Source organism: Streptomyces sp. NPDC042371, assembly GCF_056437465.1.
Window position 1 is genome coordinate 444754 of the sequence record NZ_JBWKAP010000004.1, and the last position, 23424, is coordinate 468177.

Below are 23424 nucleotides of genomic sequence, written 5' to 3' on the forward strand. Positions count from 1 at the left end.
CTCGAGCATGACCATTCTCGACACCATCCGGGGGCCACGGGACCTGAAGGGACTTTCCGGGGCCGAGCTCGACGAACTGGCAGGGGAGATCAGGGAGTTCCTGGTGCACGCGGTCGCCAGGACGGGCGGCCACCTCGGGCCCAACCTGGGGGTCGTGGAGCTCTCCATCGCCCTGCACCGGGTCTTCGAGTCGCCGGTCGACCGGCTCGTGTGGGACACCGGCCACCAGAGCTATGTGCACAAGCTGCTCACCGGGCGGCAGGACTTCTCCAAGCTCCGTGGCAAGGGCGGCCTCTCGGGCTACCCCTCGCGCGAGGAGTCCGAGCACGACATCGTGGAGAACAGCCACGCCTCGACCGCGCTCGGCTGGGCGGACGGCCTCGCCAAGGCGCGGCAGGTGCTCGGCGAGCGGGGGCACGTCGTCGCCGTCATCGGGGACGGCGCGCTCACCGGGGGCATGGCCTGGGAGGCGCTCAACAACATCGCGGCCGCGAAGAACCGGCCGCTGATCATCGTCGTCAACGACAACGAACGCTCGTACGCCCCGACCATCGGCGGCCTCGCCAACCACCTCGCCACCCTGCGCACCACCGACAGCTACGAGCGCGTGCTCGCCTGGGGCAAGGACATCCTCCAGCGCACCCCCGTCGTCGGACAGACCGTGTACGAGTCGCTGCACGGCGCCAAGAAGGGGTTCAAGGACGCCTTCGCGCCACAGGGCATGTTCGAGGACCTGGGGCTCAAGTACGTCGGACCGATCGACGGGCACGACATCGGCGCCGTCGAGTCGGCGCTGCGACGTGCGAAACGCTTCCACGGCCCGGTGCTCATCCACTGCCTCACCGAGAAGGGCCGCGGCTACGAACCCGCGCTCGCCGACGAGGCGGACCGCTTCCACACCGTGGGCGTCATGGACCCACTCACCTGCGAGCCGCTCGCGCCGTCCAACGGCCCGTCCTGGACCTCCGTGTTCGGCGACGAGATCGTCCGCATCGGCGCCGAGCGCGACGACGTCGTCGCCATCACCGCGGCCATGCTCGGCCCCGTCGGCCTGACGAAGTTCGCGGCGGCCTACCCCGACCGGATCTGGGACGTCGGCATCGCCGAGCAGCACGCCGCGGTGTCCGCTGCCGGGCTCGCCACGGGCGGCCTGCACCCGGTCGTCGCGGTGTACGCCACCTTCCTCAACCGCGCCTTCGACCAGCTCCTGATGGACGTCGCGCTGCACCGGTGCGGGGTGACCTTCGTGCTCGACCGGGCCGGGGTCACGGGCGTCGACGGTGCCTCGCACAACGGCATGTGGGACATGTCGATCCTCCAGGTCGTGCCGGGGCTGCGGATCGCCGCGCCGCGCGACGCCGACCAGCTGCGGGCGCAGCTGCGCGAGGCGGTCGCCGTCGACGACGCGCCGACGCTCCTGCGCTTCCCCAAGGAGTCGGTGGGGCCCGCGATCCCCGCCGTGGACCGGCTCGGCGGCATTGACGTGCTGCTGCGGGAGCCGGACGCGGAGGTGCTGCTCGTCGCGGTCGGGGTGATGGCGCCCGTCTGTCTGCAGGCCGCCGAGCTGCTCCGGGAGCGCGGTCTGCGCTGCACCGTCGTCGACCCGCGCTGGGTCAAGCCCGTCGACCCGGAGCTGCCCGGGCTCGCCGCACGCCACCGGCTCGTCGCGGTCGTCGAGGACAACAGCCGCTCCGCCGGGGTCGGCGCGGCGGTCGCGCTCGCGCTCGGCGAGGCCGAAGTGGACGTGCCCGTACGGCGGTTCGGCATCCCCGAGCAGTTCCTCGCGCACGCCAAGAGGGGCGAGGTCCTCGCCGATCTGGGGCTCACCCCCGTCGAGATCGCCGGCCGGATCAGCGCCTCGCTGACCGCCAAGGAGGGCGCCGACCAGCAGGGTTCAGGCAAGGAGTACAGCGTATGACCAAGGAGTTCGACACCAAGGACGCCAAGGAGTTCGACCTCGGCAGACTCCTCGCCGAGCGGGGTGCCGAACGGTACGAACTGCACGCCCGGCACCTCAACCACCAACTGCCGCGCATGCTGCACACCATCGGCTTCGACAAGGTCTACGAGCGGGCCGAGGGCGCGTACTTCTGGGACGCCGAGGGCAACGACTACCTCGACATGCTCGCGGGCTTCGGCGTGATGGGTCTCGGCAGGCACCACCCCGTCGTACGCAAGGCGCTGCACGACGTCCTCGACGCCTCGCTCGCCGACCTCACCCGCTTCGACTGCCAGCCGCTGCCCGGCCTGCTCGCCGAGCAACTGCTCAAGCACAGCCCGCACTTGGACCGGGTCTTCTTCGGCAACAGCGGCACGGAAGCGGTCGAGACGGCGCTGAAGTTCGCGCGGTACGCCACCGGGAAGCCGCGGGTGCTCTACTGCGCGCACGCCTTCCACGGGCTCACCACGGGGTCCCTCTCCGTCAACGGCGAGGACGGGTTCCGGGACGGCTTCGCGCCGCTGCTGCCCGACACGGCGGTCCCGCTCGGCGACCTGGACGCGCTGCGCAAGGAGCTGGCCAAGGGGGACGTCGCCGGGCTGATCGTCGAGCCCATCCAGGGCAAGGGGGTGCACGAGCCGCCGCCCGGGTATCTGCGCGCCGCCCAGGAGCTGCTGCACCGGCACAAGGCGCTGCTGATCGCCGACGAGGTGCAGACCGGCCTCGGCAGGACCGGCGACTTCTACGCCTACCAGCACGAGGAGGGCGTCGAACCCGACCTGGTCTGCGTGGCCAAGGCGCTGTCGGGCGGCTATGTGCCGGTCGGCGCCACGCTGGGCAAGGACTGGATCTTCAAGAAGGTCTACTCGTCGATGGACCGGGTGCTCGTGCACTCGGCGAGCTTCGGCTCCAACGCGCAGGCCATGGCGGCCGGGCTCGCCGTCCTGTCCGTGATGGAGGACGAGAAGGTCGTCGAGAACGCCGCGGTCACGGGCGAGCTGCTCAGGTCCCGGCTCGCCGCCCTCGTCGACCGCTACGAGCTGCTGAGCGAGGTGCGCGGCCGCGGGCTGATGATCGGCATCGAGTTCGGGCGGCCCAAGTCGCTCAAGCTGCGCGGCCGTTGGGCGATGCTGCAGGCCGCCCGCAAGGGGCTCTTCGCGCAGATGGTCGTCGTCCCGCTGCTGCAGAAGCACCGGATCCTCACCCAGGTCTCCGGGGACCACCTGGAGGTCATCAAGCTGATCCCGCCGCTGACCGTGGGGGAGCGGGAGGTGGACCGCTTCGTGGCCGCCTTCACCGCCGTGATGGACGACGCGCACAGTGGCGGCGGTCTGATGTGGGACTTCGGCAGGACGCTGGTGAAGCAGGCGGTCGCGAACCGCTAGGACCCTTTTTGCCTCTCGGGCAAGAAAGTTGCCCGAGAGGCAAGGCTCTGGCTCAATCAGGGTATGAGCCCTGCCGAGCCCACGGAGCCAGTAGAGCCGCCCCAGGCGGCCGAAGCGCTCCCCGCCGTGGCGCCCCAGCTGCGTGAACTGCGCCGCCGCGCCTCCCTCACGCTGGAGGCCGCGGCCCGCACCGCCGGGCTCTCGCCCGCCCATCTGTCCCGCCTGGAGACCGGGCAGCGCCAGCCTTCACTGCCGATGCTGCTCACGCTCGCGCGTGTCTACGGTACGACGGTCTCGGAGCTGCTCGGCGAGACGGTCGCCGACCGGGACGCCGTCGTCCGTGCCTCGGACATGGAACCGACCGCAGCCGGTGGCTGGACCTACTGGCAGGCGGGCGCCCCGGGCCGCGGCATGCAGGCGCTGCGCGTGCACGTGCCGCACGGGGCGCAGGGCGACATCGTGCGTGTCCACCCCGGCGAGGAGTGGCTGTACGTCCTGCGGGGGCGGCTGCGGCTGCACCTGGGGGACACCGCGCACACCCTCGCGCCGGGGGACAGCGCGCACTTCGACTCGCTGACCCCGCACCGGATCGCCGCCGCCGACCGCGGCGGCACCGATCTCCTCTTCGTCCACACACTGCTGCAGAGCCCCGCCACCGCGCTGTGCCTCGGTGGCCCCACCCAGGGAGACCCGACATGACGGAACCGGAAGAGCAGGGACCTGTGCAGCCGGAGCGGCCCGCCCGCAACACCATGGAGGAGAAGCTGCCCCGTGGGCTCTGGGTCCGCCTGATCATCTATGTGGCGGTGGGCCACCTCTTCGCGGCCTTCCTCTACCTGCTGTTCGAGCTGGGCGCGAACAACCAGTAGCCGCCGCTCGGTCGGGCTCAGTCGAGGAGGCGCTCGCGCAGGCGCTCGCGGGTCTCGGCGCTCACCTTGAGGCCCACGGAAAGATAGGTGTCCACGTCGCCCCACGTCTCCTCGATCGTCTCGTACGCCGCCGCCAGATACTCGGCGCGGGCGTCGAAGAGCGGGTCGAGGAGCTCCATGACCTCGGGCGACATCGCGTTCGGCGAGCTGTCCGAGCGGTGCACCTTGTAGCGGCGGTGCTTCACGTTCGACTCGAGGTAGTCCGCCTCGATGGCATCACGCTCCACGCCGACGGCGAGGAGCGTGACGGCTATGGAGAGGCCCGCGCGGTCCTTGCCCGCAGCGCAGTGCATCAGGGCGGGCACGCTGTCCTCGGCGAGCGCGTGCAGCACCTTGCTGTGCTCGGCGGTGCGCTCCTTGATGATCGTCCGGTACGCGATCCCCATCCGGTCGGCGCCGCGGCCGCCGGAGAGGATCGAGCGCAGCTGGTCGAGGTCGCCGTCGCGCACCATCTTCCAGAACTCGGCGCCGTCGGCCGGGTCGGTCAGCGGCAGGTTCACGTTGCGCACGCCCGGCAGCTCGACGTCCGGCCCTTCCAGGCGCTGGTCGGCTTCGTTGCGGAAGTCGAAGACCGTGTGCAGACCCAGCGAGGAGAGGAACGCGGCGTCGGCGGCGGTGGCATGCGCCAGGTGACCGCTGCGGAAGAGCCTGCCCCGGGCGACGCGGCGGCCGTCCACCGTCGGCAGCCCGCCCACGTCACGGAAATTGCGCACTCCGGCAAGCTCGGGCTCCGACAGTTCTGCCGGCGGGAACTGCTGCGTCACGGGCTCTCCTCGGGCTCTGCGTCCGGCGCGACTCGCCGGTGGGTGCGCCTTCGACGATACGACATGGCTTCCTGGGGCAATCAACCCTCCGCGGAGCCCCTGAGCGGCTCAGGCGAGGGGCTCGCCGGTCTCCAGGAGGGTCTTGAGGCTGGAGAGGATGGCGGGCCAGCCCTGGCTGCACATCGACTGCAGCGTGCCGGTCCGGTCGAACTCGTGGGTGACCGTCAGTTTCACCTGGTCGCCCTCGGCTTCGAGGTCGAAGGTGACCTGGGAACGGCGCTCGCTCGCGAGCCGTGCGCGCAGTTCCTCGCTGATGCCGTTGGCCTCGGCCCACTGCGGGCTGAAGGTGTGCCAGGTGTACGCCAGCTTGCGGTGCGGTTCGTGGACGAGGACGACCTGCTCGGGGTCCTCGGTCGTGGCTCCCGTCTCGGTCCAGGTCATGGGGGAGCCGGGGGTCCAGTCGGTGCCGAAGCTCACGCCCCAGTACCTGCGGGTGAAGGCCGGATCGGTCAGGGCCTGCCAGAGCCGCTCCGGGGTGGTGCGGATGTACGTGGTGTACAAGAAGGTGCTGCTGTCGGTGCCGCTTTCGGTGCTCATGGTCGGCTGCTCCAATGCTGTCTTGAGGTCCGCGAGGGCGTTGGCCCGGTCGCGGTCGAACCGGCTGATCCATCGTTCGGCGATGGCGTTGATCGGAGCGGCGTTGAGGTAGTGCAGCTTCTCCCGCCCCTGCCGCACCGTGGTCACCAGCTCGGCGGCCTCCAGCACGGCCAGGTGCTTGCTCACCGACTGCCTGGCCATGTCGAGGCCCGCGCACAGCTCCCGCAGGGTCTGTCCGTTGTGGTCCCGCAGCCGGTCGAGCAGCTGCCGCCGGCTCGGATCGGCCAGCGCCTTGAACGCCGCGTCCATTATTCGCCACCCCCAGTAATGCAGCTGAACGGCTGCATCTCCATGATTGGCAGCCGAATGGCTGCATGTCAACCGGAAAGGGAGGCCGACGCGGCCGACCTGGGCGTCGTGGAGTGCTGATACTTATTCCGAAATTGGGTGAATCTTGACCGGTGGCTTATCTCACGCACCGTCAACCCCTCCCTACGGTGGCGTAGGTCACTTAGGGAGGTGAAGGATGTGACTTCGTGAGCGCAGAGTCGACAACCTTCATCAATCACCCCATCAACAACGGCGTAATCAGCTCCTACGCAGCGGTCGGCGACAGCTTCACCGAAGGCGTGGGCGACCCGGGCCCCGACGGCACCTTCGTCGGCTGGGCCGACCGCCTCGCGGTCCTCCTGGACGACCGGCTGCCCGAGCACACCTTCCGGTACGCCAACCTCGCCGTCCGCGGCAAGCTCCTCGACCAGATCGTCGAGGACCAGCTCCCGCGCGCCAAGGAGCTCGCCCCCGACCTGGTGACGTTCTGCGCCGGGGGCAACGACATCATCCGGCCCGGCACCGACCCCGACGAGGTCGCCGAGCGGTTCGAGCGCGCCGTCGCCGACCTCTCGTCGGCGGTCGGCACCGTCATGGTGACCACCGGCTTCGACACCCGTGGCGTGGCGCTGCTCAAGCACCTGCGCGGCAAGATCGCCACGTACAACATGCACGTCCGTGCCATCGCGGACCGGTACGGCTGCCCCGTCCTCGACCTGTGGTCCCTCAAGACCGTCCAGGACCGCAGGGCGTGGGACGGCGACCGGCTGCACCTCTCCGCCGAGGGCCACACGCGCGTGGCGCTGCGCGCCGGGCAGGTCCTCGGGCTCGACGTGCCCGCGGACCCCGACCAGGCGTGGCCGCCGCTGCCGCCGCGCGGCACGCTGGAGGTGCGGCGCGACGACATCCACTGGGCGCGCGAGTACCTGGTGCCCTGGATCGGACGCCGCATCCGGGGCGAGAGCTCGGGGGACCACGTCGAGGCGAAGGGCTTCCGCAACATCGACGCCCTCAAGCTGCAGATCGAGGCCGCTCCCTGAGTGGACGAACCGCCCGACGGGCGGCTCTGTGCACAGCGAAGGCGCCCTTCCCGGGGCGCCTTCGGCGTGTGCGGACCGGGTCGCTCGCGTAGTCGTCCCGACAACCATGGCCCGTCCTGGGTGGTCTGGACAGGCGGGGACGGATGGCAGACGCTGCGGACAGGTGCAGGGGACAGACGTACGCGCGCGATGGCGTCGCGCGTGCGGGACGGGGGTGGCGTGAGGGAGAACGGAACGAGTGAGGCCGTCTTCGCGCGGTTGCGCGCGGAGGACTTCGGCTACCTCGACGAGACGCGGCAGATCTATCTGGACCACACCGGCGCCGCGCCGGTACCCCGCGGCCTCGTGCAGGCGCAGGCCGCGCGGCTCAGCGGCCGGGCGTTCGGCAATCCGCACACCGAGAGCCCCGCGTCCATCGCGTCGACCGAGCTGATCGAGGAGGCCAGGCTCCGGGTCCTGCGGTTCCTTGACGCGGATCCGGCCGAGTACACGGTGGTGTTCACGGCGAACGCCTCGCAGGCCGTCAAGCTGGTCGCCGAGGCCTACCCCTTCCACCGGCGCACGGGAGCCCTGCTGCTCACCCAGGACAACCACAACTCCGTCAACGGCGTACGGGAGTTCGCGCGGGCCGCCCGCGCGAAAGTGGGCCTCGTGCCGTTCGCGGGGGACGAGCTGCGGGTCTCCGGAGCGGCGCTGCGCAGGGCGCTCACCGGACGGCACCGCGGGCTGTTCTGCTATCCGGCGCAGAGCAACTTCAGCGGCGTACGGCATCCGCTGGAGTGGGTGGCGCGGGCGCGGGCGGCGGGCTGGCACACGCTCCTCGACGCGGCGGCCTACCTGCCGACCGGGAAGCTGTCGTTACGCCGGGTGCCCGCCGACTTCACCGTCGCGAGCTGGTACAAGGTCTTCGGCTATCCGTCCGGCGTGGGCAGCCTGGTGGCCCGGCGCGAGGCGCTCGCCGGACTGCGGCGCCCCTGGTTCGCGGGCGGCACGATCCAGGTGGTCAGCGCCCAGGCACGCTGGCACCGCATGGCCCAGGCGCCCGCGGCCTTCGAGGACGGCACCCCCGACTTCCACGCCGTCCCGCAGATAGCCACCGGACTCGACTGGTACGACGGGGTGGGCGCCGATGCCGTGGCCGCACACGTGAACCGCCTGACCGGACGCCTGCTGCAGGGTCTCTCCGCGCTCCGGCACCCGGGCGGCCGACCCCTCGTGCAGCTCTACGGCCCGCGCGGCACCGAAGGACGCGGCGGGACGGTCGCGCTCAACGTCCTGGACACCGAGGGCGGGGTCGTCGACGAGCGGATCGTGGCCCGCGAGTGCGCCGCGGCCGGTATCTCGGTCCGCACGGGCTGCTTCTGCAATCCGGGCGCGGGCGAGGAGGCCTTCACCATCACGCCGCGCCTGCTGCGGCGCACCGGCACGGGACGGTGGCGCGCCGCGACCATCGACGGATACATCCGGCGGCTCGGCCTGCCCTCCGGCGGCGCGGTGCGCGTCTCGCCCGGCATCGCCAACGTCACCGCGGACATCGACCGGTTCCTAGAGTTCCTGTACGAGACCTTCGCCGCCGCCACCCCGGTCAGGGGCGCACTGGCCCCCCGTCTGACGTGCTGAGCCAGTGCGCCGACGTCGGACAGCGCCGCCGCAGTACCAGCCAGGCCGCGCAGAGCAGCGCGACGGCGCACCCGGCGAGGATCACCCAGCCCACCCACGCCGGGCTCGCGAAACTGTCCCCGTACGAGTCGAGCAGCGTCCGCCCTTCCGCGCCGCCACCCCGCCACAGCTCCTCCAGACCGGCCCCGGAGCCGAGCGCCTCGAACGCCCACCGGTTGGTCATCGCGACACTGATCCAGCGCCCACCCGCCGCCATGTTCGGCACCGGCACGAACGCCCCCGAGAACAGCACCTGGGGGAAGCACAGCAGCGGGAGCACCAGCGCGGCCTGGCTCGGTTCGGAGACCAGGGCGGAGCAGCACAGGCCGAGCGCGAGCGCGGCGAACGACGCCAGCGCCGTCGTCGCGAACAGCGAGGCGTGGACGGACAGGTCGGCGCTCGGCAGCCGGTCGAGCGCGCGCAGCACCACGAGCAGCAGCGCGTCCGCGAGGAGCAGGACGGGCCCGAGGACGGTGAGCTTGGCCAGCAGATAGGGCCACAGGCGCAGGACGGTTCTGCGCTCCCGGCGCACCACGGCCAACTCGCCGCAGATCTGCGGGAGTCCATAGGCGAGCCCGAAGAAGAACGCGCCGAACGCGATCCAGAACAGCACCATCGCGGAGGCGGCCGGTGCCGGGTGGTCGGGGTCGAAGACGCCCGGGCGGAACAGCAGCGCGAACATCGCGATGATGATGAGCGGTGACCCGATGGTGATGGCGGCGGTCAGCCGGTCGTGCCGCAGGAGCCGCAGATCGCGGCCGGTGAGGACGGCCCACTGGCGCAGCCGTCCGGTCGCGGGGGAGAAGCGGGCGCGGGCGGCGGCGGGTTCCGGCGGCTCTTCCCGGGGAGGCGCCTCACTGGCCGACGGCATCTCCCCTGGCAGCTCCATGGAGTAGAGCGCCTCGAAGGTGCCGTCGGGCGACAGCCGCGCCAGCTCGGCCGGGGTGCCCGAAGGGCCCGGCCTGCCGTTCGGCGCGATGAACATCACCTGGTCGCAGTGGTGCAGATCGGCGGGCGTGTGCGTGGTGAACACGACGGTGACGCCGCTCGCCGCAAGCCGGACCAGGTACCTGGTCAGCTGCGCCCCCGCGAGCGGGTCGAGTCCGGAGGTCGGCTCGTCCAGGAAGAGGAGCTGGGGCCGGGAGAGCAGCTCGATCGCGATGCTGGCGCGTTTGCGCTGACCTCCGCTGAGGGTCCGCACCGGCTGACCGGCGGCCTCGCCGAGTCCCAACTCGTCCAGGACGAGCGGCACATCGCCGGCATCGGTGCCGCGCAGCCGGGCCGCGTACTCCAGCGCCGTCCGCAGCGGCAGCGCGCGGTGCACGATGTCGTCCTGCGGCACGAACCCGTACCGCAGCGGCTCTCCCTCGCCCGCACGTTCCCTGGCTGTGTCGCCGGTGTCGCCGGTCACCGCCGCCGCCCGGACCGAGACCCGCCCGCCCCGCGGCACCCGCAGCCCCGCGAGCACCTCCAGGAGCAGCGTCTTTCCCGCGCCGCTGCCACCCGCGACGCCGAGCACCTGCCCGGGGCCCACCGTCGGCACGTCGATACCGGACAGCGCCACACCGCCACCCGGCAGCACGAGTTCGATCCCTCGCGCCGAGAGCTCCACCCCGGGGTGCTGCACGGTGGTCACCGGTCGCCCGCCCGCAGCGACTCGGTGATCTCGGCCAGGACGCCGAGGTCCTCGATCGTCGCCGGAACGGTGTAGTCCCGGCCGTCGGCGATGGCCCGGACCGTGCCCCGCAGGATCTTGCCGGAGCGGGTCTTGGGCAGCCGCGGCACGGTCACCACGCGGCGCGGTGTGGCGACGGCGCCGATGCGGGACCGCACCAGGGTGCGCAGCTCGGCCTCGACCTCGGCGGCGGGCCGGTCCACGCCCTGGCGCAGCACGACGAGGCCGAGCGGCAGCTCGCCCTTGAGCTCGTCCGCGACGCCCACCACCGCGCACTCCGCCACGTCCGGGTGGTCGGCGAGCACCTCCTCCATGGCGCCGGTGGACAGCCGGTGCCCCGCGACGTTGATGACGTCGTCGAGGCGCCCCATCACGAAGACGTGGCCGTCCTCGTCGAGATGGCCGCCGTCGCCCGTCAGATAGTGGCCGGGATAGCGGCTCAGATAGGTGGCGGCGAACCGCTCGTCGTCGCGGTAGAGCGTGGTGAGGCTGCCCGGCGGGAGCGGCAGGCGCAGGGCCAGGGTGCCGTCCGTGCCGGGCGGGCACGGCTCGCCCGCCTCGTCCAGGACGCGTAGGTCCCAGCCGGGCATCGGCCTGCCGGGAGAGCCCGGCTTGGCGGGCAGCGCCTCGATGCCGAGGGGGTTGGCGACGATCGGCCAGCCTGTCTCGGTCTGCCACCAGTGATCCACGACGGGGATGTCCAGGAGCTCGCGCGCCCAGTGGTAGGTGTCGGGGTCCAGGCGCTCGCCCGCCAGGAAGAGGGCGCGCAGGGACGACACGTCGTGCCCGGCGACGTGCGTGCCCTTGGGGTCCTCCCGCTTGATGGCACGGATCGCCGTCGGCGCGGTGAACAGGGTGCGCACCTTGTGCTCCGCGACGACGCGCCAGAACGCCCCCGCGTCCGGCGTGCCGACCGGCTTGCCCTCGTACAGGAGCGTGGTGCACCCGGCGAGCAGCGGCGCGTAGACGATGTACGAGTGGCCGACGACCCAGCCCACGTCGGACGCCGTCCAGAAGACCTCGCCGGGCCTGGCGTCGTAGATGTGTTCCATGCTCCAGCGCAGCGCCACCGCGTGGCCGCCGTTGTCGCGGACGACGCCCTTGGGGGAGCCCGTCGTGCCGGAGGTGTAGAGGATGTAGAGCGGGTCCGTGGCGGCCACCGGCACACAGTCGGCTGTGGGTGCCGAGCGCACCGCGTCCGCCCAGTCGATGTCACGCCCCGCGCGCAACTCCGCCCGCTCCTGCGGCCGCTGGAGGATCACGCAGGCGTCCGGGCGGTGCGTGCACAGGTCCAGGGCGGCGTCCAGGAGCGGCTTGTACGCGATGACGCGGTCCACCTCGATGCCGCAGGACGCCGAGAGCACCACCTTGGGGCGCGCGTGGTCGATGCGGGCCGCCAGCTCGGGCGGCGCGAAGCCCCCGAACACCACGGAGTGCACGGCGCCGATGCGCGCGCACGCCAGCATCGCGACCGCCGCCTCCGGCACCATCGGCAGATAGAGGACGACGGTGTCACCCTTGCCGACGCCCAGTTCGGTGAGCATCCCGGCGGTCCGGGCGACCTCGTCGAGCAGTTCGCGGTAGGTGTGGCTGCGGACGGTGCCGGTGACGGGGCTGTCGTGGATCAGCGCCGTGCGGTCGCCGTGTCCGGCCAGGACGTGCCGGTCCAGGGCGTTGTGGCAGGTGTTCAGCTCGCCGCCCGCGAACCACCGGGGTGCGGACGGCGCGTCGGGATCCAGGACCGTGGCCGGCGGAACGTACCAGTCGATGGCCTCGGCGGCGCGGCCCCAGAAGGCCGTCGGGTGCAGGAGGCTCTCGCGGTGGGCACTCGCGTAACTCGTCGACCTTGGCAACCGGTCACTCCGCTCTTCCGAGGTGCGCTGGACGGCATAGTGGGGCGAACGCCCGCCATCGTAAGGGGAGTCGGCCGGTGAGGTGACAGAGCGGGAGTGGCGCGGGGGCGCGCGGGCGTGCCGGTGCTGGGATGACGGCGAACCGCCCCCCGCAGGGACGGTCAGCCGGAAGGAACCCTCGTCATGCGCTCAGTACGTTCCGTACGTTCCGTCAGTGCCCTCGTCCTGGGGCTCGCCGCTCTCGGGCTGCCGGGCGCCCCCGCCGTCGCCGCCCAGGCCGCCCCCGCCGCGGCCCCGGCCGCCGTTGCCGCCCCCGCCCCGGCGACGGTGACCGTCACCGGGGTGGGCGCCGCCTCGGCCGCGCCCGACATCGCGGTGCTCACCGCGGGGATCGAGGTCACCCGGCCGACCGCGGACAAGGCGCTCACCGAGCAGAGCGCCGCGGCCGAGGCGCTGCTGGCCGCGGTGCGTGCCGCGGGGGTCGCCGAGCGCGACATCAGGACGGAGAACCTGTCGCTGACCTCGGTGTACCGGGACCAGGACGCCGAGTCGAACCAGTACCGGGCCAGGGGGGAGGACGAGCAGCTGGTCGGCTACCGGGCCACGCAGATGTTCTCCCTCACCATCCGCGACATCAAGAAGACCGGCGCCGTGGTCCAGGCGGTCGTGGACGCGCCGGGCGACGCGAGCCGCATCCACTCGGTGGCCTTCGACGTCAAGGATCCGCAGGCGTTGCGCGCCAAGGCCCGCAAGTCGGCGTACCAGGACGTCAGGGCCAAGGCCGCGCAGTACGCCGAGCTGAGCGGCCGCAGGCTGGGCCGTCTGGTCTCGCTGGAGGAGAGCGACGGCGGGCGGCCCCGGCCGGTGCCGGTCCCGGTGGCCTCCTTCTCGAAGGAGGGGGTGCCGGTGGCGCCGGGGCGGATCCAGGACGAGGTCTCGGTGACGGCGGTGTACGAGCTTCGGTGATCGGGTGCCCTGGAGACGGCGGGGCGCCGTGTACCGGTGCCCCGCAGGACTCAGCCGGAGCCGGTGGACATAATGGGGAGGCCTATCCGCCCCCCTCAGGAGGTCCCGTGTCCCGGTCCCTGTTCCCCGGGCTGCGCTCGCTGCGGTCCGCTGCTTTCGGAGCGGATCCCGCGGGTGCCCGGCTGGCCCGAATCCGCAGGTCACCGAATTTCTCGGTGGCCGAGGGATCCTTCCAGAACCCCGTGGGGGCACGGACCCGGCCGACCGGTTCGTCCCTGGAGTTCGCCAAGATCTACTTCCGCAAGGAGGAGCGCGTACGCCGCGGCCCCGCCGGAACGGTCCCGGTGCACGCCACCACCCTTGCCGACCTCGCCAAGCCGCCGGTCGGCGGCTTGCGGGTCACCTGGATGGGGCACTCCAGTGTGCTGGCCGAGATCGACGGGCAGCGGGTCCTCTTCGACCCGGTGTGGGGTGAGCGGTGTTCGCCGTTCTCCTTCGCGGGGCCCAAGCGGCTGCACCCGGTGCCGGTGCCGCTGGCGGCGCTCGGCTCGGTCGACGTCGTGGTGATCTCGCACGACCACTACGACCACCTGGACATGCCCACGATCAAGGCCCTCGTCGGCACGGACACGGTGTTCGCGGTGCCGCTCGGCGTCGGCGCCCACCTGGAGCGGTGGGGCGTACCGGCGGACCGGCTCCGCGAGCTGGACTGGCACGAGTCGGCGAAGGTGGCGGGGCTGACCCTCACGGCCACCCCCGCCCGCCACTTCTGCGGCCGCGGCCTGCGCAACCAGCAGCACACGCTGTGGGCGTCCTGGGTGGTGGCGGGGCCGGAGCACCGCGTCTACCACAGCGGCGACACGGGCTACTTCGACGGCTTCCAGGAGATCGGCGCCGAGCACGGGCCCTTCGACGCCACGATGATCCAGATCGGCGCGTACAGCGACTTCTGGCCCGACATCCACATGACGCCCGAGGAGGGCGTGCGGGCCCACCTGGACCTCCAGGGCGGCCAGCCGCGGGGCGTGCTGCTGCCGATCCACTGGGGGACGTTCAACCTCGCCCCGCACGCCTGGTCGGAGCCGGGCGAGGGCACCATGGCCGCGGCACGCCGGGCGGGTGCCGCCATCGCGCTGCCCACCCCCGGCGAGCCCTTCGAGCCCGGGGCGGGCTCCGTGCCGGAAGCGCCCTGGTGGCGCGGCGTCGCGATCACGCCGGAGGACGGCTGGCCGGAGCCTGCGGTGGCGGACGGCGCGGCCGGGACCGGGGCGCACCCGTCGGGCAGCGGCGAGCCCGAGGCGGCGCCTGTCGGATAGCACGCCTGGTCTACGTGGCTCACGCGGCTCGTGCGCGGTGTCTGCGTACCGCGTCGCGGTTGGCGCAGCGCTGGGAGCAGTAGCGCTGCCGCCCCGTGCGCGAGGTGTCGGCGAAGATCGTGACGCACTCGGTCACGGCGCACCGCCGCAGCCGGTGCATGCCCCGCCCCGCCAGATGCAGCGCGGTGCCCACCGCGATCAGTGAGAACAGCAGGTCGCCGAGCGGCTGGCGCTCCTCGCGGTAGTGCAGGTGCCAGCCGCTGTCCGCGTGGTCGGTCAGCCGCGGATAGGCGGCGGCCGCCGCCAGCATGGCGTTGACCAGCGCGGCCCGCTCGGGCTCCGCGGTGGTGTCGACGACCTTCTCCCAGGCGTCCAGGGTGTCCTGGGTGCGCGCCAGGTCGTCGTGCGCGACGGGGTGCTCCAGCGTCAGCCCGGCGGCGCGGCAGCGGTCCGCAAGCTCCTCGGCGCTGCGCGGACGGCGGTTGGCCAGCTCGGCGGCCAGCTTCACCGCGTCCTGGCCGTAAGGGTTGAGATGCATAGTGCTATTACAGCAGGAACGCGGGGCGCGGCGGCGGGACTTGAATCGTCCCTGCGTGCGATGCGAATCGGACCCACGTGCGAGGCGTCATACCAGAGCGGGACGCTGCACCGCAGACTTTGTCAACTGCCCACCGCACGTGATGCGTTGCCGACTACCGTGAGTGGCCGTCGGGCGACGCAGGGATCACGACGCAGGGCTGACGTCGCGACCTGCCGACCGGCACGGCGATGCCGCAACCACGCCGCAAAGGGGAGTCGGGCCGAGCGCCGGACCCTCGTCGCAACGTACCGAGGACGCAGATGTCTCACCTACGCGCACCGGCCGCCCGCGCAGACCGCCGTGAGGGCGGTCGGCACGGCAGACCGGGCAGCCGGACCGCCGCCGCACTGCCCGAGACCCACATACGGCCGCAGCTCCTGCGCATCGCCGTGCTGCCGACCGTCGCCGTGGGCCTGAGCGCCTGCGCGGCCGTGCTCTTCACCCTGCGCTCGACCGGCGCCCGGCCGGGCCCGGCCCTGCTCGCCGTCCTCACCGCGGCCGCCCTGGTCGGCCTGGCCGCCATCGCGACGGCCGTCATCGCCGCCGAGCGCGCCGCCAAGTCCGTGCGCGACCGGGTCGTCACGCTGCGCCGCGCCACCGCCCGTGGCCAGGCCGAACTGCGTGAAGTCGTCGAACAGTTGCGCCGCGGCGACCAGCCGCAGCCCTCCGGGGCACCGGCCCGTCTCAGGTCAGGTGGCGACGAGTTCGACCAGCTCGCCGAGGAGCTGAACCGCGCCCAGGACGCCGCCGTCGGCGCCGTCGTGCAGGCCTCACAGCTCTCCAGCCACGCGGGCAGCGAACAGAAGGTCGAGGTCTTCGTCAATCTCGCCCGGCGGCTGCAGTCGCTCGTGCACCGCGAGATCTCCCTGCTCGACGAGTTGGAGAACGAGGTCGAGGACCCCGAACTCCTCAAGGGCCTCTTCCACGTCGACCACCTCGCGACCCGCATCCGGCGGCACGCAGAGAACCTCGCCGTGCTCGGCGGCGCCGTCTCGCGCCGCCAGTGGAGCAACCCGGTCTCCATGACCGAAGTGATGCGCTCGGCCATCGCGGAGGTCGAGCAGTACTCCCGCGTCAAGCTGGTGCCGCCGATCGAGGGCACCCTGCGCGGCCACGCCGTCGCCGACGTCATCCACCTGCTCGCCGAACTCGTCGAGAACGCCACGGTGTTCTCCGCCCCCCACACCCAGGTCCTGCTGCGCGCCAACCTCGTGACCGCCGGGATCGCCGTCGAGGTCGAGGACCGCGGCCTCGGCATGCCCGTCACCGAGCAGAACAAGATGAACCGCCTCCTCACGGACCCCGACCAGGTCGACGTCGCGAGCCTGCTGCAGGACGGCCGCATCGGCCTCTTCGTGGTCTCCGCGCTCGCCCGCAGGCATGGTGTCGCGGTGCGGCTGCAGACCAACATCTACGGCGGCGTCCAGGCCGTACTGATCCTGCCGCAGGACCTGTTGGGCGCGGAGCAGCAGGCCGACCCGGTCACCCGCCGCCGCCCGGCGGCCGAGGCGGCGGCGAAGGGCGCCGCAGGGGACGCGGGGCAGGCCGCGGGGGACGGCGCGCGTGCCGTCGTACACGACACGCGTGCTCCCGTGCACGACGACGTCCCCGCCTGGCCGGACCCCACCCCTCAGTCGCCCCAGTCCCAGCCGCAGCCCCACCCCACCCAGTCCCAAGCCCACCCGGAGCCCCGCACCACCCCGCACCGCCCCGCCCCGCAGCCGACCCCCGTGCCGCTCCACCCGCGCACCGCGAACGGCGCCGCGCACGTGCCCCTCCCCGTGCGCGGCTCCCGCCAGGACCGGCCGACGCCCGCCGATGCCACCCCCGGCATCAGGCCCGAGGACCGGCAGGCGGCCGCCGAGCACACCGCGGCACCGCCGACGCCCCGCAACGGCGCCGTGCGCGGCCGGGTCGGCAGACCGCAGCTCCCCAAGCGGCGCGCCCAGGAACACATCGCACCCCAGCTTCGGGACTCCCCTTCGCCGCGGCCCGAGAGCGACCAGCTCGTCGGCCACGACCCGGGCCTGATGGCCGCGTTCCAGCGCGGCATCGGCCTCGCCCAGGCGCAGGACGCGCGCGACCCCACGCCGCGGGAGCACCAGGCCGGTGCCCCGCACGACGGGCAAGGACACGGCGGCTGACCAGCACATCGGGCCCGATCAGCGCCCACCACCGCTGCTTGCGCAGACCTACGTACGTTTGTACCTCAAGGAGTCGATCCACCATGGCGAGCGATGCGCCGACCGGCCATGTATCCGATCTCGACTGGCTGATGAGCGGCCTCGTGCAGCGCGTGCCGCACACGCACAGTGCCGTGCTGCTCTCCTCCGACGGACTCGTGAAGTCGGTGCACGGCCTCGACCCGGACAGCGCCGACCACATGGCGGCCCTCGCCTCGGGGCTCTACTCGCTGGGGCGCAGCGCGGGCATCCGCTTCGGCGACGGCGGGGACGTCCGCCAGGTCGTCGTGGAGCTGGACTCCACCCTCCTGTTCGTCTCCACCGCGGGCTCGGGCACCTGTCTGGCCGTGCTCGCCGGGCGCGACGCGGACGCGGCCGTCCTCGGCTACGAGATGGCGATGCTGGTCAAGAGCGTGCGCCCGTATCTGATCACCGCCCCCCGGCAACCCGCCGGCGAACCCGCGTCAATGAGGCGCTGACGATGGCGGCCCCGCACGACGGGCCCTGGCTCGACGACGCCGCGGGGCGGCTGGTCCGCCCCTACACCGTCAGCAACGGACGGACGAGACCGACCAGCCAGCTCGACCTGCTCTCCCTGGTGATGGCGACCGGCTCCACACCGCTCGGCTACCTCGGGCCCGAGCACTCCACGGCACTCGGTCTGTGCGAGGCACCCGCCTCCGTCGCCGAGATCGCGGCCCAGCTGAAGCTGCCCGCGGTCGTGGCCAAAGTGATCCTCTCGGATCTCCTCGACTGCGGGGCCCTCACCCAGAAGGCCCCGGACTTCTACCACAACCCCACTGACCGGTCCCTGTTGGAGGCAGTGCTCGATGGATTACGACGACAGCTCTGACCCCTTCCCCACCGCACTGAAAATCCTGGTCGCGGGCGGCTTCGGGGTAGGCAAGACGACCTTCGTCGGCGCGGTCAGCGAGATCGCGCCGCTGAGTACCGAGGAGCTGCTCACCACGGTCAGCGAGGCCACCGACGACCTGTCGGGCGTGGAGAACAAGACCACGACGACCGTCGCCATGGACTTCGGGAGAATCACGCTCGACCCGGAACACGTGCTGTACCTCTTCGGCACGCCGGGTCAGGAGCGCTTCTGGTTCATGTGGGACGAACTCTCCGAAGGGGCCCTCGGCGCGGTGGTGCTCGCCGACACCAGGCGCCTGGAGGACTGCTTCGCCGCCGTGGACTTCTTCGAGCAGCGCGGCATGGGCTTCATCGTGGCGATCAACGAATTCGACGGCGCCTACCGCTACGAGCCCGACGAAGTGCGCTCCGCGATCGACCTCGACCCGCAGGTGCCCGTCGTGCGCTGCGACGCACGGATCTCCAGCTCCGGCATCCAGACCCTCCTCATCCTCGTCAAACACCTCCTCAACCACGCCCCGGCGGCCAGCTACGGAGCCCACACGTGATGCATGACCCGACCGGGCGCCTCCTGCTCACCCCCGTGGACGACGAGGCGCCCGCACGGGTGCGACGGCTGCGCGGGCTCGGGATCGGGCAGTACTCCGAACCGGCCTTCGACGCCTTCGCGGACCGGCTCGCCGAGCTGACCGGCGCGCCGTACGCCATGGTCAACTTCCTCGACGAGACCCAGCAGTTCTTCGCGGGTCTGCACGCTCCGGGCAACCGGGACGGCGAAGCCTGCCGCTATCTGCCCCGCGACCACGGGTACTGCCCGCATGTGGTGGTGCGCCGCAAGGCCCTCGTCCTGGAGGACGTCCGCGACTATCCGCGGTTCGCGGGCAACCCCGTGGTGGACGAGACCGGCATCCGCTCCTACCTGGGCGCGCCGCTGATCGACCGCACGGCGACGGTGCTCGGCACGGTGAGCGTCGTGGACGTCGAGCCGCGCCGCTGGGGCACGGCGGGGCTCGACACGATCAAGCGGATGGCCGCGGAGCTGGTCGAGCAGATCCACCGGCGGGAGGCGGGCGGTATCTGAACGGATCTCCGTGGCCGGTCAGGTGTCGGAGAGGCAGACACGGACGAGGTAGGCGGCGAACTCGGCCCGGTCGAGCTGGACGACCGAGCGGCGGGTGCGGCTGCCGCCCAGGGAGAACAGCAGGGCGAAGCCGACCGGTTGGACGGTGACACCCTCGTCGGTGACCGGGTCGGTCAGGCCGTCGAAGAGGGCGCCAAGGGAGAAGCTCCACGTGGCGATCTCGCAGGCCTGCTCGTCGATGCAGCACAGGCGCACGAACCAGGGATCCTCGGCACTGCGGGAGGCGGTCACCAGAACGTCGACGGGGCGCTGCCCGGGCGCCGTGCGGTAGCCCAGGAAGATGGCGTGCGTGGCTGTGTCGCGCATGGCGGATCTCCCGTCGTGTACGAGGAGGGGCGAGTGGTGGTGGCGTACGAGGTGTGGACGTGGTGCTTTCCGGTACTCAGTGAGTCGTCCATGCCTCGGAGGGGAGGAAGTCCAGCGGTGCGTTCATGCCCTCGGCGGGGAGGAACACCGGGCGCGTGAGCAGGTGGTCGCCCGTCCGCTGGACGCAGACCACCACGCCGAGGCTCGCTGATCCCGGTTCACCGAGGTTCACGTAGAACAGCTCCGAGAACGGCTCCCGGATCTCGGCACGGCCGATGATCCACTGTTCGAGCTCCGAGGGCACGCGGCCGACCAGCGCCGTGCCGTCCGCGAAGACCTGGGGGCCCTTCAGCGCATCGACCGATATGCCCCGCAGCCGCTCATCCAGGCCGTAGTAGAACGTCAGCCCCAGCCCCCAGCACTCCCCCTTGACCGTGCCGTACCGGTCCCGCGACAGAGCCGCACGCGTGTGGTGCTGGGGGTTCTGCGTGATGCCGCCGAGCGCCGCGGTGACGTCGTCGGGGCGCATCCCGAAACGCAGCGGGCCCACGCCCTCGAAGGGTTCCAGTGCCCAGCGTCGCCGCGCGCTCTCCGGCAGTACATCCCACACACCCCACCGATCGAACACTCGCCCAATCCTTCCTCGTCGGTTCCGGCCGCCGTCCTCGACGCGTGCCGTTCAGTGGGTGGCGCGGCGACGTCTGTGGGCCGCGGCGGCCAGGGCCGTGCCCAGGACGATCGAGGCGCCGCCGACGCCGACCATCCAGCCGGTTCCGGCGTCGCTCCCGGTTGCGGCGAGGGAGCCGACCGCGGCGGTCTCGCCGGTGTCGTCGCGGGTCACGTCGCGGGTCACGTCGGGGTGCTCGGCAGCGGGCACGACGGCACCGCTCCCGCCCCCGGGGGCGCCGCCCTCTGAAGTGCCGGGCGCGGTGGGGCCGGTGGCGTTGCCGCCCCCGCTCGTGTCGTCCTTGCCCGTGTGACCGGCACCGGGCTGGTCCTCCTTGCCGGGCTCGTCCCCGCTGCCGGGCTTCTCGCCGTCCTCCGGCTTCTCGCCGTCCCCGGGCTTCTCCCCGCCCCCGGGCTTCTCGCCGTCTCCCGGCTTCTCCCCGCTCTCGGCAGGAGCGATGATCTTCGACCACGCCCAGTAGGTTTCGTCCGACTGCACCTCCTCGTCATAGACCCGCGGGCCCATGAAGAAGTCGATGAGCGGCGCGTCCGCCGAGGCGCGGATGCGGAGGGGGACGACGGTCCGGCCCGTCGGCAACTGGAACTCCACCAGCAGATCGAGATCCAGGTTGCCGAGTTCAGGGGAGCTGGTAACCTCCGCGTCGCGCCAGACGCCGTCGACCTGTACCTGGACCTGGAGGTCGTTCCCGTACAGGTGCTGACCGACAGTGTTGAGAGCCAAGTCGAGGTTCCAGGCGTGCCCCTCGTCGTACGTGTTGTCGATGACGACGGAGAAGTTCATCCAGTCGCCGCCCGCCTCGACGGCGTCCGGGACTCCCTCCAGGCTGACGTTCGGGGGCGCAGGGGTATGGATTTCCGCGTTGCGCGGAGCAGGGGATGCGGTGGGGGAGGCAGCGGGGGGTGCGGGCTCCTCGGTTGCGTCGGCCGGACGCTCGGAACCCTCCGCCGCATCCTCGGTCGGGACCGGCCCGTTCTCCGCGGGTATCTCCTCTGGTATCTCCTCCGGACTCCGCTCAGGCACCGTCACGGCCGAGTCGAGGGCTTCGTCCGCCGCCGCAGGCGTGGCCCCGAGGAACACCGGAGCCATCGCGGCGGCGGTGGCGATCGCGGCCAGGTACTTCAGGTTCACTACGTCATCCCTCGTTGCGCTGTCGCACCGTCATGTCGTCGTGCGGTGATGCGACCCAGCCTCGAAGGCGGCGACCTGTCTGAGTAGATGTGTCTTATTAATGCACCCATAAGCGGTATTTATGGGTTCTCCCGATAGGCGGGATCGGACACGGACCGATCCGGGTCACAGGACGAGTCCGGTGCCGTCGGGGAAGCGGACGTGGACGGTGTCGCCGTCCACGGCGCAGGTGATGGACTCCCGCAGGGCGAGCGGGCCGACCGTGTCCCGGGACAGGGCGATCAGGCTGACGTGGACGCTGTGGCCGCCCGGGTGGGCCACGGACGTCAGGAACGGTGTCGCGGAGTGCGGTCCGTACGCGTTGGCCGCCACCTCGCGGGCGATGCCCGCCTCCTCGTCCCAGCCGTGCAGGGCGACGACCGCGCTGGTCAGGCCCGTCGTCGTGCGGGTGAGCGCCCAGCCGGGGCCGCACTCGGCGTGCGGCTGCGTCTCGTCCGCCACCGCGTGGCCGCCCTCGCGGACGGTCGCCCCCGCGGGTGCCTGCACGCGGTGCACGCGGATCTCCCACGGGCCGTGCAGCGCGCTCGTCGTCTCGACGGGGAACTCTTCGCCGCCGCCCGGGTACTGGGCCGTGTGGCGGGAGGCGGCCACGCGGCCCTCGCAGCTCAGCGGGTGGATGCGGAGGCGGCGCGAGGGCGTGCCGTCCGGGGCGACGAGCGCCAGGTGGCCGTCGACGGCGCGCTCCCACGCGCGCGGGGCGGTCTCCGGGGCGGTCGCCGTCGAGTAGGTGAACTTGGCGTAGTGGGGGTCGTCCGTGGCCGGGCCTTCGAGGAGGTTGTGGTCGCTGCCGTGGTTGACCAGGCGGACGATGCCGTCGTGCCGGGTGCCGTGCAGCAGCCAGCCGGGCTGGGGGAGCGCCGTGTACTGGTCGGACTCCTCGACGGGGAGCGGCACTTCGCGCTCCGTCCACACCGGGTGGTCGGCGGGGAGCAGCAGGCCCAGGAAGCCCTTGCTCGCCCAGTACGGCGAGGCCGGGCCGGAGTAGGCCTGCGTCGCGGGCAGGAACGTCCCGTACCAGCCGAGCGGCAGGAGCCCCCGCTCGTCGGGCACGCCCCGCTCCACGAAGTGCCGTGCCGTGCCGGAGGCGAGGCGCCGGGTCAGGCCGGGTGCGAGGGGAGTGCAGTCGGCCAGGGCGCCCATCCACACGGGGGCCGCGGTCGCGAAGCGGTAGGTGAGGGAGCGGCCCTGGTGGACGGGGGCGCCGTCGCCGCCGAAGAAGTGCGGGTAGGCGGTGAGGAACCGGGTGAGGCGCTCCCGGTAGACCTCGGCGCGGCCGCCGACGTCCCCGCCGGTCATCCTGGCCCACAGCAGTGGGTACAGGTGCATGGCCCAGCCGATGTAGTAGTCGAAGTTGCGTCCGTCGCCGTCGCTGTACCAGCCGTCGCCGCGGTACCAGTCCTCGATGCGGTCGAGGCCGCCGTCGATGTCCGCCTGGCTGTACGGGGCGCCGACCGAGGCGAGGAACTGCTCGGACACCACCTGGAACAGCCGCCAGTTGTTGTCCCAGGTCTTCCCGCCGACGAAGCCGGAGAACCAGTCGACCACCCGCTCCTGGACCCGGGTGTCGAGCTTGTCCCAGATCCAGGGGCGGGTCTCGTGCAGTCCGACGGCGATGGACGCGGCCTCCACCATCTGCTGGGAGCAGTCGGTGAGTTCGGGCCAGGCTTCGCCGCTCTCGCGGTCCGTGCCCGCCGCCAGGCCCTGCGCGTAGCGCTCGACGAGGCGGGGATCGGCCTCGCCGCCCGCTCCCGCGATCCGGAAGGAGGCGAGCAGGAACGAGCGCGCGTACCCCTCCAGGCCGTCCGACACGACCCCCGACCAGCTGTTCCGTCCGGGCAGCCGGTACTGCGCGAACCCCGGTGTCGCGTACGGGACGAGCGCCTCCAGCTGCCGGTCGGCGAGCGCCTCCCAGTGCGCCCGGGTCCAGCCGGTGAGCGGGGACAGGACGCGGTCGGTGGGCGGCAGGATCAGGTGCGGTGCGGGCATGGGGTCGATGACTCCTCGGTGGT

Annotated in this window: 22 protein-coding genes; 13 read left to right on the forward strand and 9 right to left on the reverse strand. The window is 72.2% G+C overall.

Annotated features, from left to right (window positions below; genetic code table 11):
• The first annotated feature begins 7 nt into the window (after positions 1 to 7).
• The 4 genes from dxs (at position 8) to AC068B_RS15110 (ending at position 4193) form a co-directional block, all read left to right on the forward strand.
• Positions 8 to 1918 (forward strand): 1-deoxy-D-xylulose-5-phosphate synthase, encoded by a 1911-nt coding sequence (gene dxs, locus AC068B_RS15095; protein WP_478671847.1) that lies wholly within the window; start codon positions 8 to 10, stop codon positions 1916 to 1918.
• Positions 1915 to 3324 carry an aspartate aminotransferase family protein gene (locus AC068B_RS15100; protein WP_478671848.1) on the forward strand — a complete coding sequence of 470 codons (1410 nt, stop codon included), beginning with the start codon at positions 1915 to 1917 and terminating at the stop codon, positions 3322 to 3324. The genes dxs and AC068B_RS15100 overlap by 4 nt, the downstream gene beginning before the upstream one ends.
• 63 nt (positions 3325 to 3387) lie before the next feature.
• Complete coding sequence (locus AC068B_RS15105; protein WP_478671850.1) at positions 3388 to 4023, forward strand: helix-turn-helix domain-containing protein; 636 nt, start codon at positions 3388 to 3390, stop codon at positions 4021 to 4023.
• Positions 4024 to 4076: 53 nt separating this feature from the next.
• Positions 4077 to 4193: a DUF6126 family protein gene (locus tag AC068B_RS15110; protein ID WP_468565036.1), complete on the forward strand. Its 117-nt coding sequence runs from the start codon at positions 4077 to 4079 to the stop codon at positions 4191 to 4193.
• Between the two features lie 17 nt (positions 4194 to 4210).
• On the opposite strand, the gene AC068B_RS15115 is transcribed toward AC068B_RS15110, so the two are convergent.
• Positions 4211 to 5017, reverse strand: a complete 807-nt coding sequence (locus AC068B_RS15115) for a tyrosine-protein phosphatase (RefSeq protein WP_478671851.1) — start codon at positions 5015 to 5017, stop codon at positions 4211 to 4213.
• A gap of 108 nt (positions 5018 to 5125) precedes the next feature.
• On the reverse strand, positions 5126 to 5923 hold the full coding sequence (locus tag AC068B_RS15120; protein WP_478671852.1) for an ArsR/SmtB family transcription factor: 798 nt from the start codon (positions 5921 to 5923) through the stop codon (positions 5126 to 5128).
• A 227-nt stretch (positions 5924 to 6150) separates the two neighbouring features.
• Here AC068B_RS15120 and AC068B_RS15125 point away from each other — a divergent pair, with 227 nt between their 5' ends.
• Positions 6151 to 6984, forward strand: a complete 834-nt coding sequence (locus AC068B_RS15125; RefSeq protein ID WP_478671854.1) for an SGNH/GDSL hydrolase family protein — start codon at positions 6151 to 6153, stop codon at positions 6982 to 6984.
• A 219-nt stretch (positions 6985 to 7203) separates the two neighbouring features.
• Complete coding sequence (locus AC068B_RS15130) at positions 7204 to 8604, forward strand: aminotransferase class V-fold PLP-dependent enzyme (protein ID WP_478671855.1); 1401 nt, start codon at positions 7204 to 7206, stop codon at positions 8602 to 8604.
• Here the strand turns inward: AC068B_RS15130 and AC068B_RS15135 are convergent.
• Positions 8570 to 10279, reverse strand: coding sequence for an ABC transporter permease (locus AC068B_RS15135; RefSeq protein WP_478671857.1), 1710 nt, complete (start codon positions 10277 to 10279; stop codon positions 8570 to 8572). The genes AC068B_RS15130 and AC068B_RS15135 overlap by 35 nt on opposite strands.
• The gene (locus tag AC068B_RS15140) at positions 10276 to 12171 is read right to left on the reverse strand and encodes a propionyl-CoA synthetase (protein WP_478671858.1); all 1896 of its coding nucleotides are present in this window, start codon (positions 12169 to 12171) and stop codon (positions 10276 to 10278) included. Before AC068B_RS15140 ends, AC068B_RS15135 begins: the two co-directional genes overlap by 4 nt.
• Positions 12172 to 12354: 183 nt before the next feature.
• Here AC068B_RS15140 and AC068B_RS15145 point away from each other — a divergent pair, with 183 nt between their 5' ends.
• Both AC068B_RS15145 and AC068B_RS15150 read left to right on the forward strand, forming a co-directional pair.
• Entirely contained in the window at positions 12355 to 13137 is a 783-nt protein-coding gene (locus tag AC068B_RS15145) for an SIMPL domain-containing protein (RefSeq protein WP_478671859.1), read from the forward strand.
• Positions 13138 to 13244: 107 nt separating this feature from the next.
• Positions 13245 to 14453, forward strand: coding sequence for an MBL fold metallo-hydrolase (locus tag AC068B_RS15150; protein WP_478671861.1), 1209 nt, complete (start codon positions 13245 to 13247; stop codon positions 14451 to 14453).
• A gap of 19 nt (positions 14454 to 14472) precedes the next feature.
• Here AC068B_RS15150 and AC068B_RS15155 read toward each other — a convergent pair whose 3' ends face one another.
• A complete protein-coding gene (locus AC068B_RS15155; RefSeq protein ID WP_478671862.1) occupies positions 14473 to 14991 on the reverse strand; it encodes a CGNR zinc finger domain-containing protein in 519 nt (172 codons plus the stop codon).
• A 302-nt stretch (positions 14992 to 15293) separates the two neighbouring features.
• On the opposite strand from AC068B_RS15155, the gene AC068B_RS15160 reads away from it, so the two are divergent.
• From AC068B_RS15160 to AC068B_RS15180, 5 genes are all read left to right on the forward strand, one after another.
• A complete protein-coding gene (locus AC068B_RS15160; RefSeq protein WP_478671864.1) occupies positions 15294 to 17177 on the forward strand; it encodes a sensor histidine kinase in 1884 nt (627 codons plus the stop codon).
• Positions 17178 to 17260: 83 nt separating this feature from the next.
• A complete protein-coding gene (locus AC068B_RS15165) occupies positions 17261 to 17695 on the forward strand; it encodes a roadblock/LC7 domain-containing protein (RefSeq protein WP_356259690.1) in 435 nt (144 codons plus the stop codon).
• A gap of 2 nt (positions 17696 to 17697) precedes the next feature.
• Positions 17698 to 18069, forward strand: coding sequence for a DUF742 domain-containing protein (locus tag AC068B_RS15170; RefSeq protein WP_478671865.1), 372 nt, complete (start codon positions 17698 to 17700; stop codon positions 18067 to 18069).
• On the forward strand, positions 18047 to 18640 hold the full coding sequence (locus tag AC068B_RS15175; RefSeq protein ID WP_306335782.1) for a GTP-binding protein: 594 nt from the start codon (positions 18047 to 18049) through the stop codon (positions 18638 to 18640). Before AC068B_RS15170 ends, AC068B_RS15175 begins: the two co-directional genes overlap by 23 nt.
• Positions 18637 to 19173: a GAF domain-containing protein gene (locus AC068B_RS15180; protein WP_478671867.1), complete on the forward strand. Its 537-nt coding sequence runs from the start codon at positions 18637 to 18639 to the stop codon at positions 19171 to 19173. Before AC068B_RS15175 ends, AC068B_RS15180 begins: the two co-directional genes overlap by 4 nt.
• Positions 19174 to 19191: 18 nt before the next feature.
• Here the strand turns inward: AC068B_RS15180 and AC068B_RS15185 are convergent, their stop codons facing one another.
• The 4 genes from AC068B_RS15185 to AC068B_RS15200 form a co-directional block, all read right to left on the reverse strand.
• Entirely contained in the window at positions 19192 to 19539 is a 348-nt protein-coding gene (locus tag AC068B_RS15185) for an SsgA family sporulation/cell division regulator (RefSeq protein WP_478671868.1), read from the reverse strand.
• Positions 19540 to 19615: 76 nt separating this feature from the next.
• A complete protein-coding gene (locus AC068B_RS15190) occupies positions 19616 to 20167 on the reverse strand; it encodes a hypothetical protein (RefSeq protein ID WP_478671870.1) in 552 nt (183 codons plus the stop codon).
• A gap of 51 nt (positions 20168 to 20218) precedes the next feature.
• Positions 20219 to 21355, reverse strand: a complete 1137-nt coding sequence (locus tag AC068B_RS15195) for a hypothetical protein (protein ID WP_478671871.1) — start codon at positions 21353 to 21355, stop codon at positions 20219 to 20221.
• A 165-nt stretch (positions 21356 to 21520) separates the two neighbouring features.
• On the reverse strand, positions 21521 to 23401 hold the full coding sequence (locus AC068B_RS15200) for a DUF2264 domain-containing protein (RefSeq protein WP_478671872.1): 1881 nt from the start codon (positions 23399 to 23401) through the stop codon (positions 21521 to 21523).
• Positions 23402 to 23424: the final 23 nt, after the last annotated feature.

Excerpts from the sequence above, each read along its gene's own strand:
- dxs (WP_478671847.1), top strand. The coding sequence starts at position 8 with ATGACCATTCTCGACACCATCCGGGGGCCACGGGACCTGAAGGGACTT.
- AC068B_RS15100 (WP_478671848.1), top strand. The coding sequence starts at position 1,915 with ATGACCAAGGAGTTCGACACCAAGGACGCCAAGGAGTTCGACCTCGGC.
- AC068B_RS15105 (WP_478671850.1), top strand. The coding sequence starts at position 3,388 with ATGAGCCCTGCCGAGCCCACGGAGCCAGTAGAGCCGCCCCAGGCGGCC.
- AC068B_RS15110 (WP_468565036.1), top strand. The coding sequence starts at position 4,077 with ATGGAGGAGAAGCTGCCCCGTGGGCTCTGGGTCCGCCTGATCATCTAT.
- AC068B_RS15120 (WP_478671852.1), bottom strand. The coding sequence starts at position 5,923 with ATGGACGCGGCGTTCAAGGCGCTGGCCGATCCGAGCCGGCGGCAGCTG.
- AC068B_RS15145 (WP_478671859.1), top strand. The coding sequence starts at position 12,355 with ATGCGCTCAGTACGTTCCGTACGTTCCGTCAGTGCCCTCGTCCTGGGG.
- AC068B_RS15155 (WP_478671862.1), bottom strand. The coding sequence starts at position 14,991 with ATGCATCTCAACCCTTACGGCCAGGACGCGGTGAAGCTGGCCGCCGAG.
- AC068B_RS15160 (WP_478671864.1), top strand. The coding sequence starts at position 15,294 with ATGTCTCACCTACGCGCACCGGCCGCCCGCGCAGACCGCCGTGAGGGC.
- AC068B_RS15165 (WP_356259690.1), top strand. The coding sequence starts at position 17,261 with ATGGCGAGCGATGCGCCGACCGGCCATGTATCCGATCTCGACTGGCTG.
- AC068B_RS15170 (WP_478671865.1), top strand. The coding sequence starts at position 17,698 with ATGGCGGCCCCGCACGACGGGCCCTGGCTCGACGACGCCGCGGGGCGG.
- AC068B_RS15175 (WP_306335782.1), top strand. The coding sequence starts at position 18,047 with ATGGATTACGACGACAGCTCTGACCCCTTCCCCACCGCACTGAAAATC.
- AC068B_RS15185 (WP_478671868.1), bottom strand. The coding sequence starts at position 19,539 with ATGCGCGACACAGCCACGCACGCCATCTTCCTGGGCTACCGCACGGCG.
- AC068B_RS15200 (WP_478671872.1), bottom strand. The coding sequence starts at position 23,401 with ATGCCCGCACCGCACCTGATCCTGCCGCCCACCGACCGCGTCCTGTCC.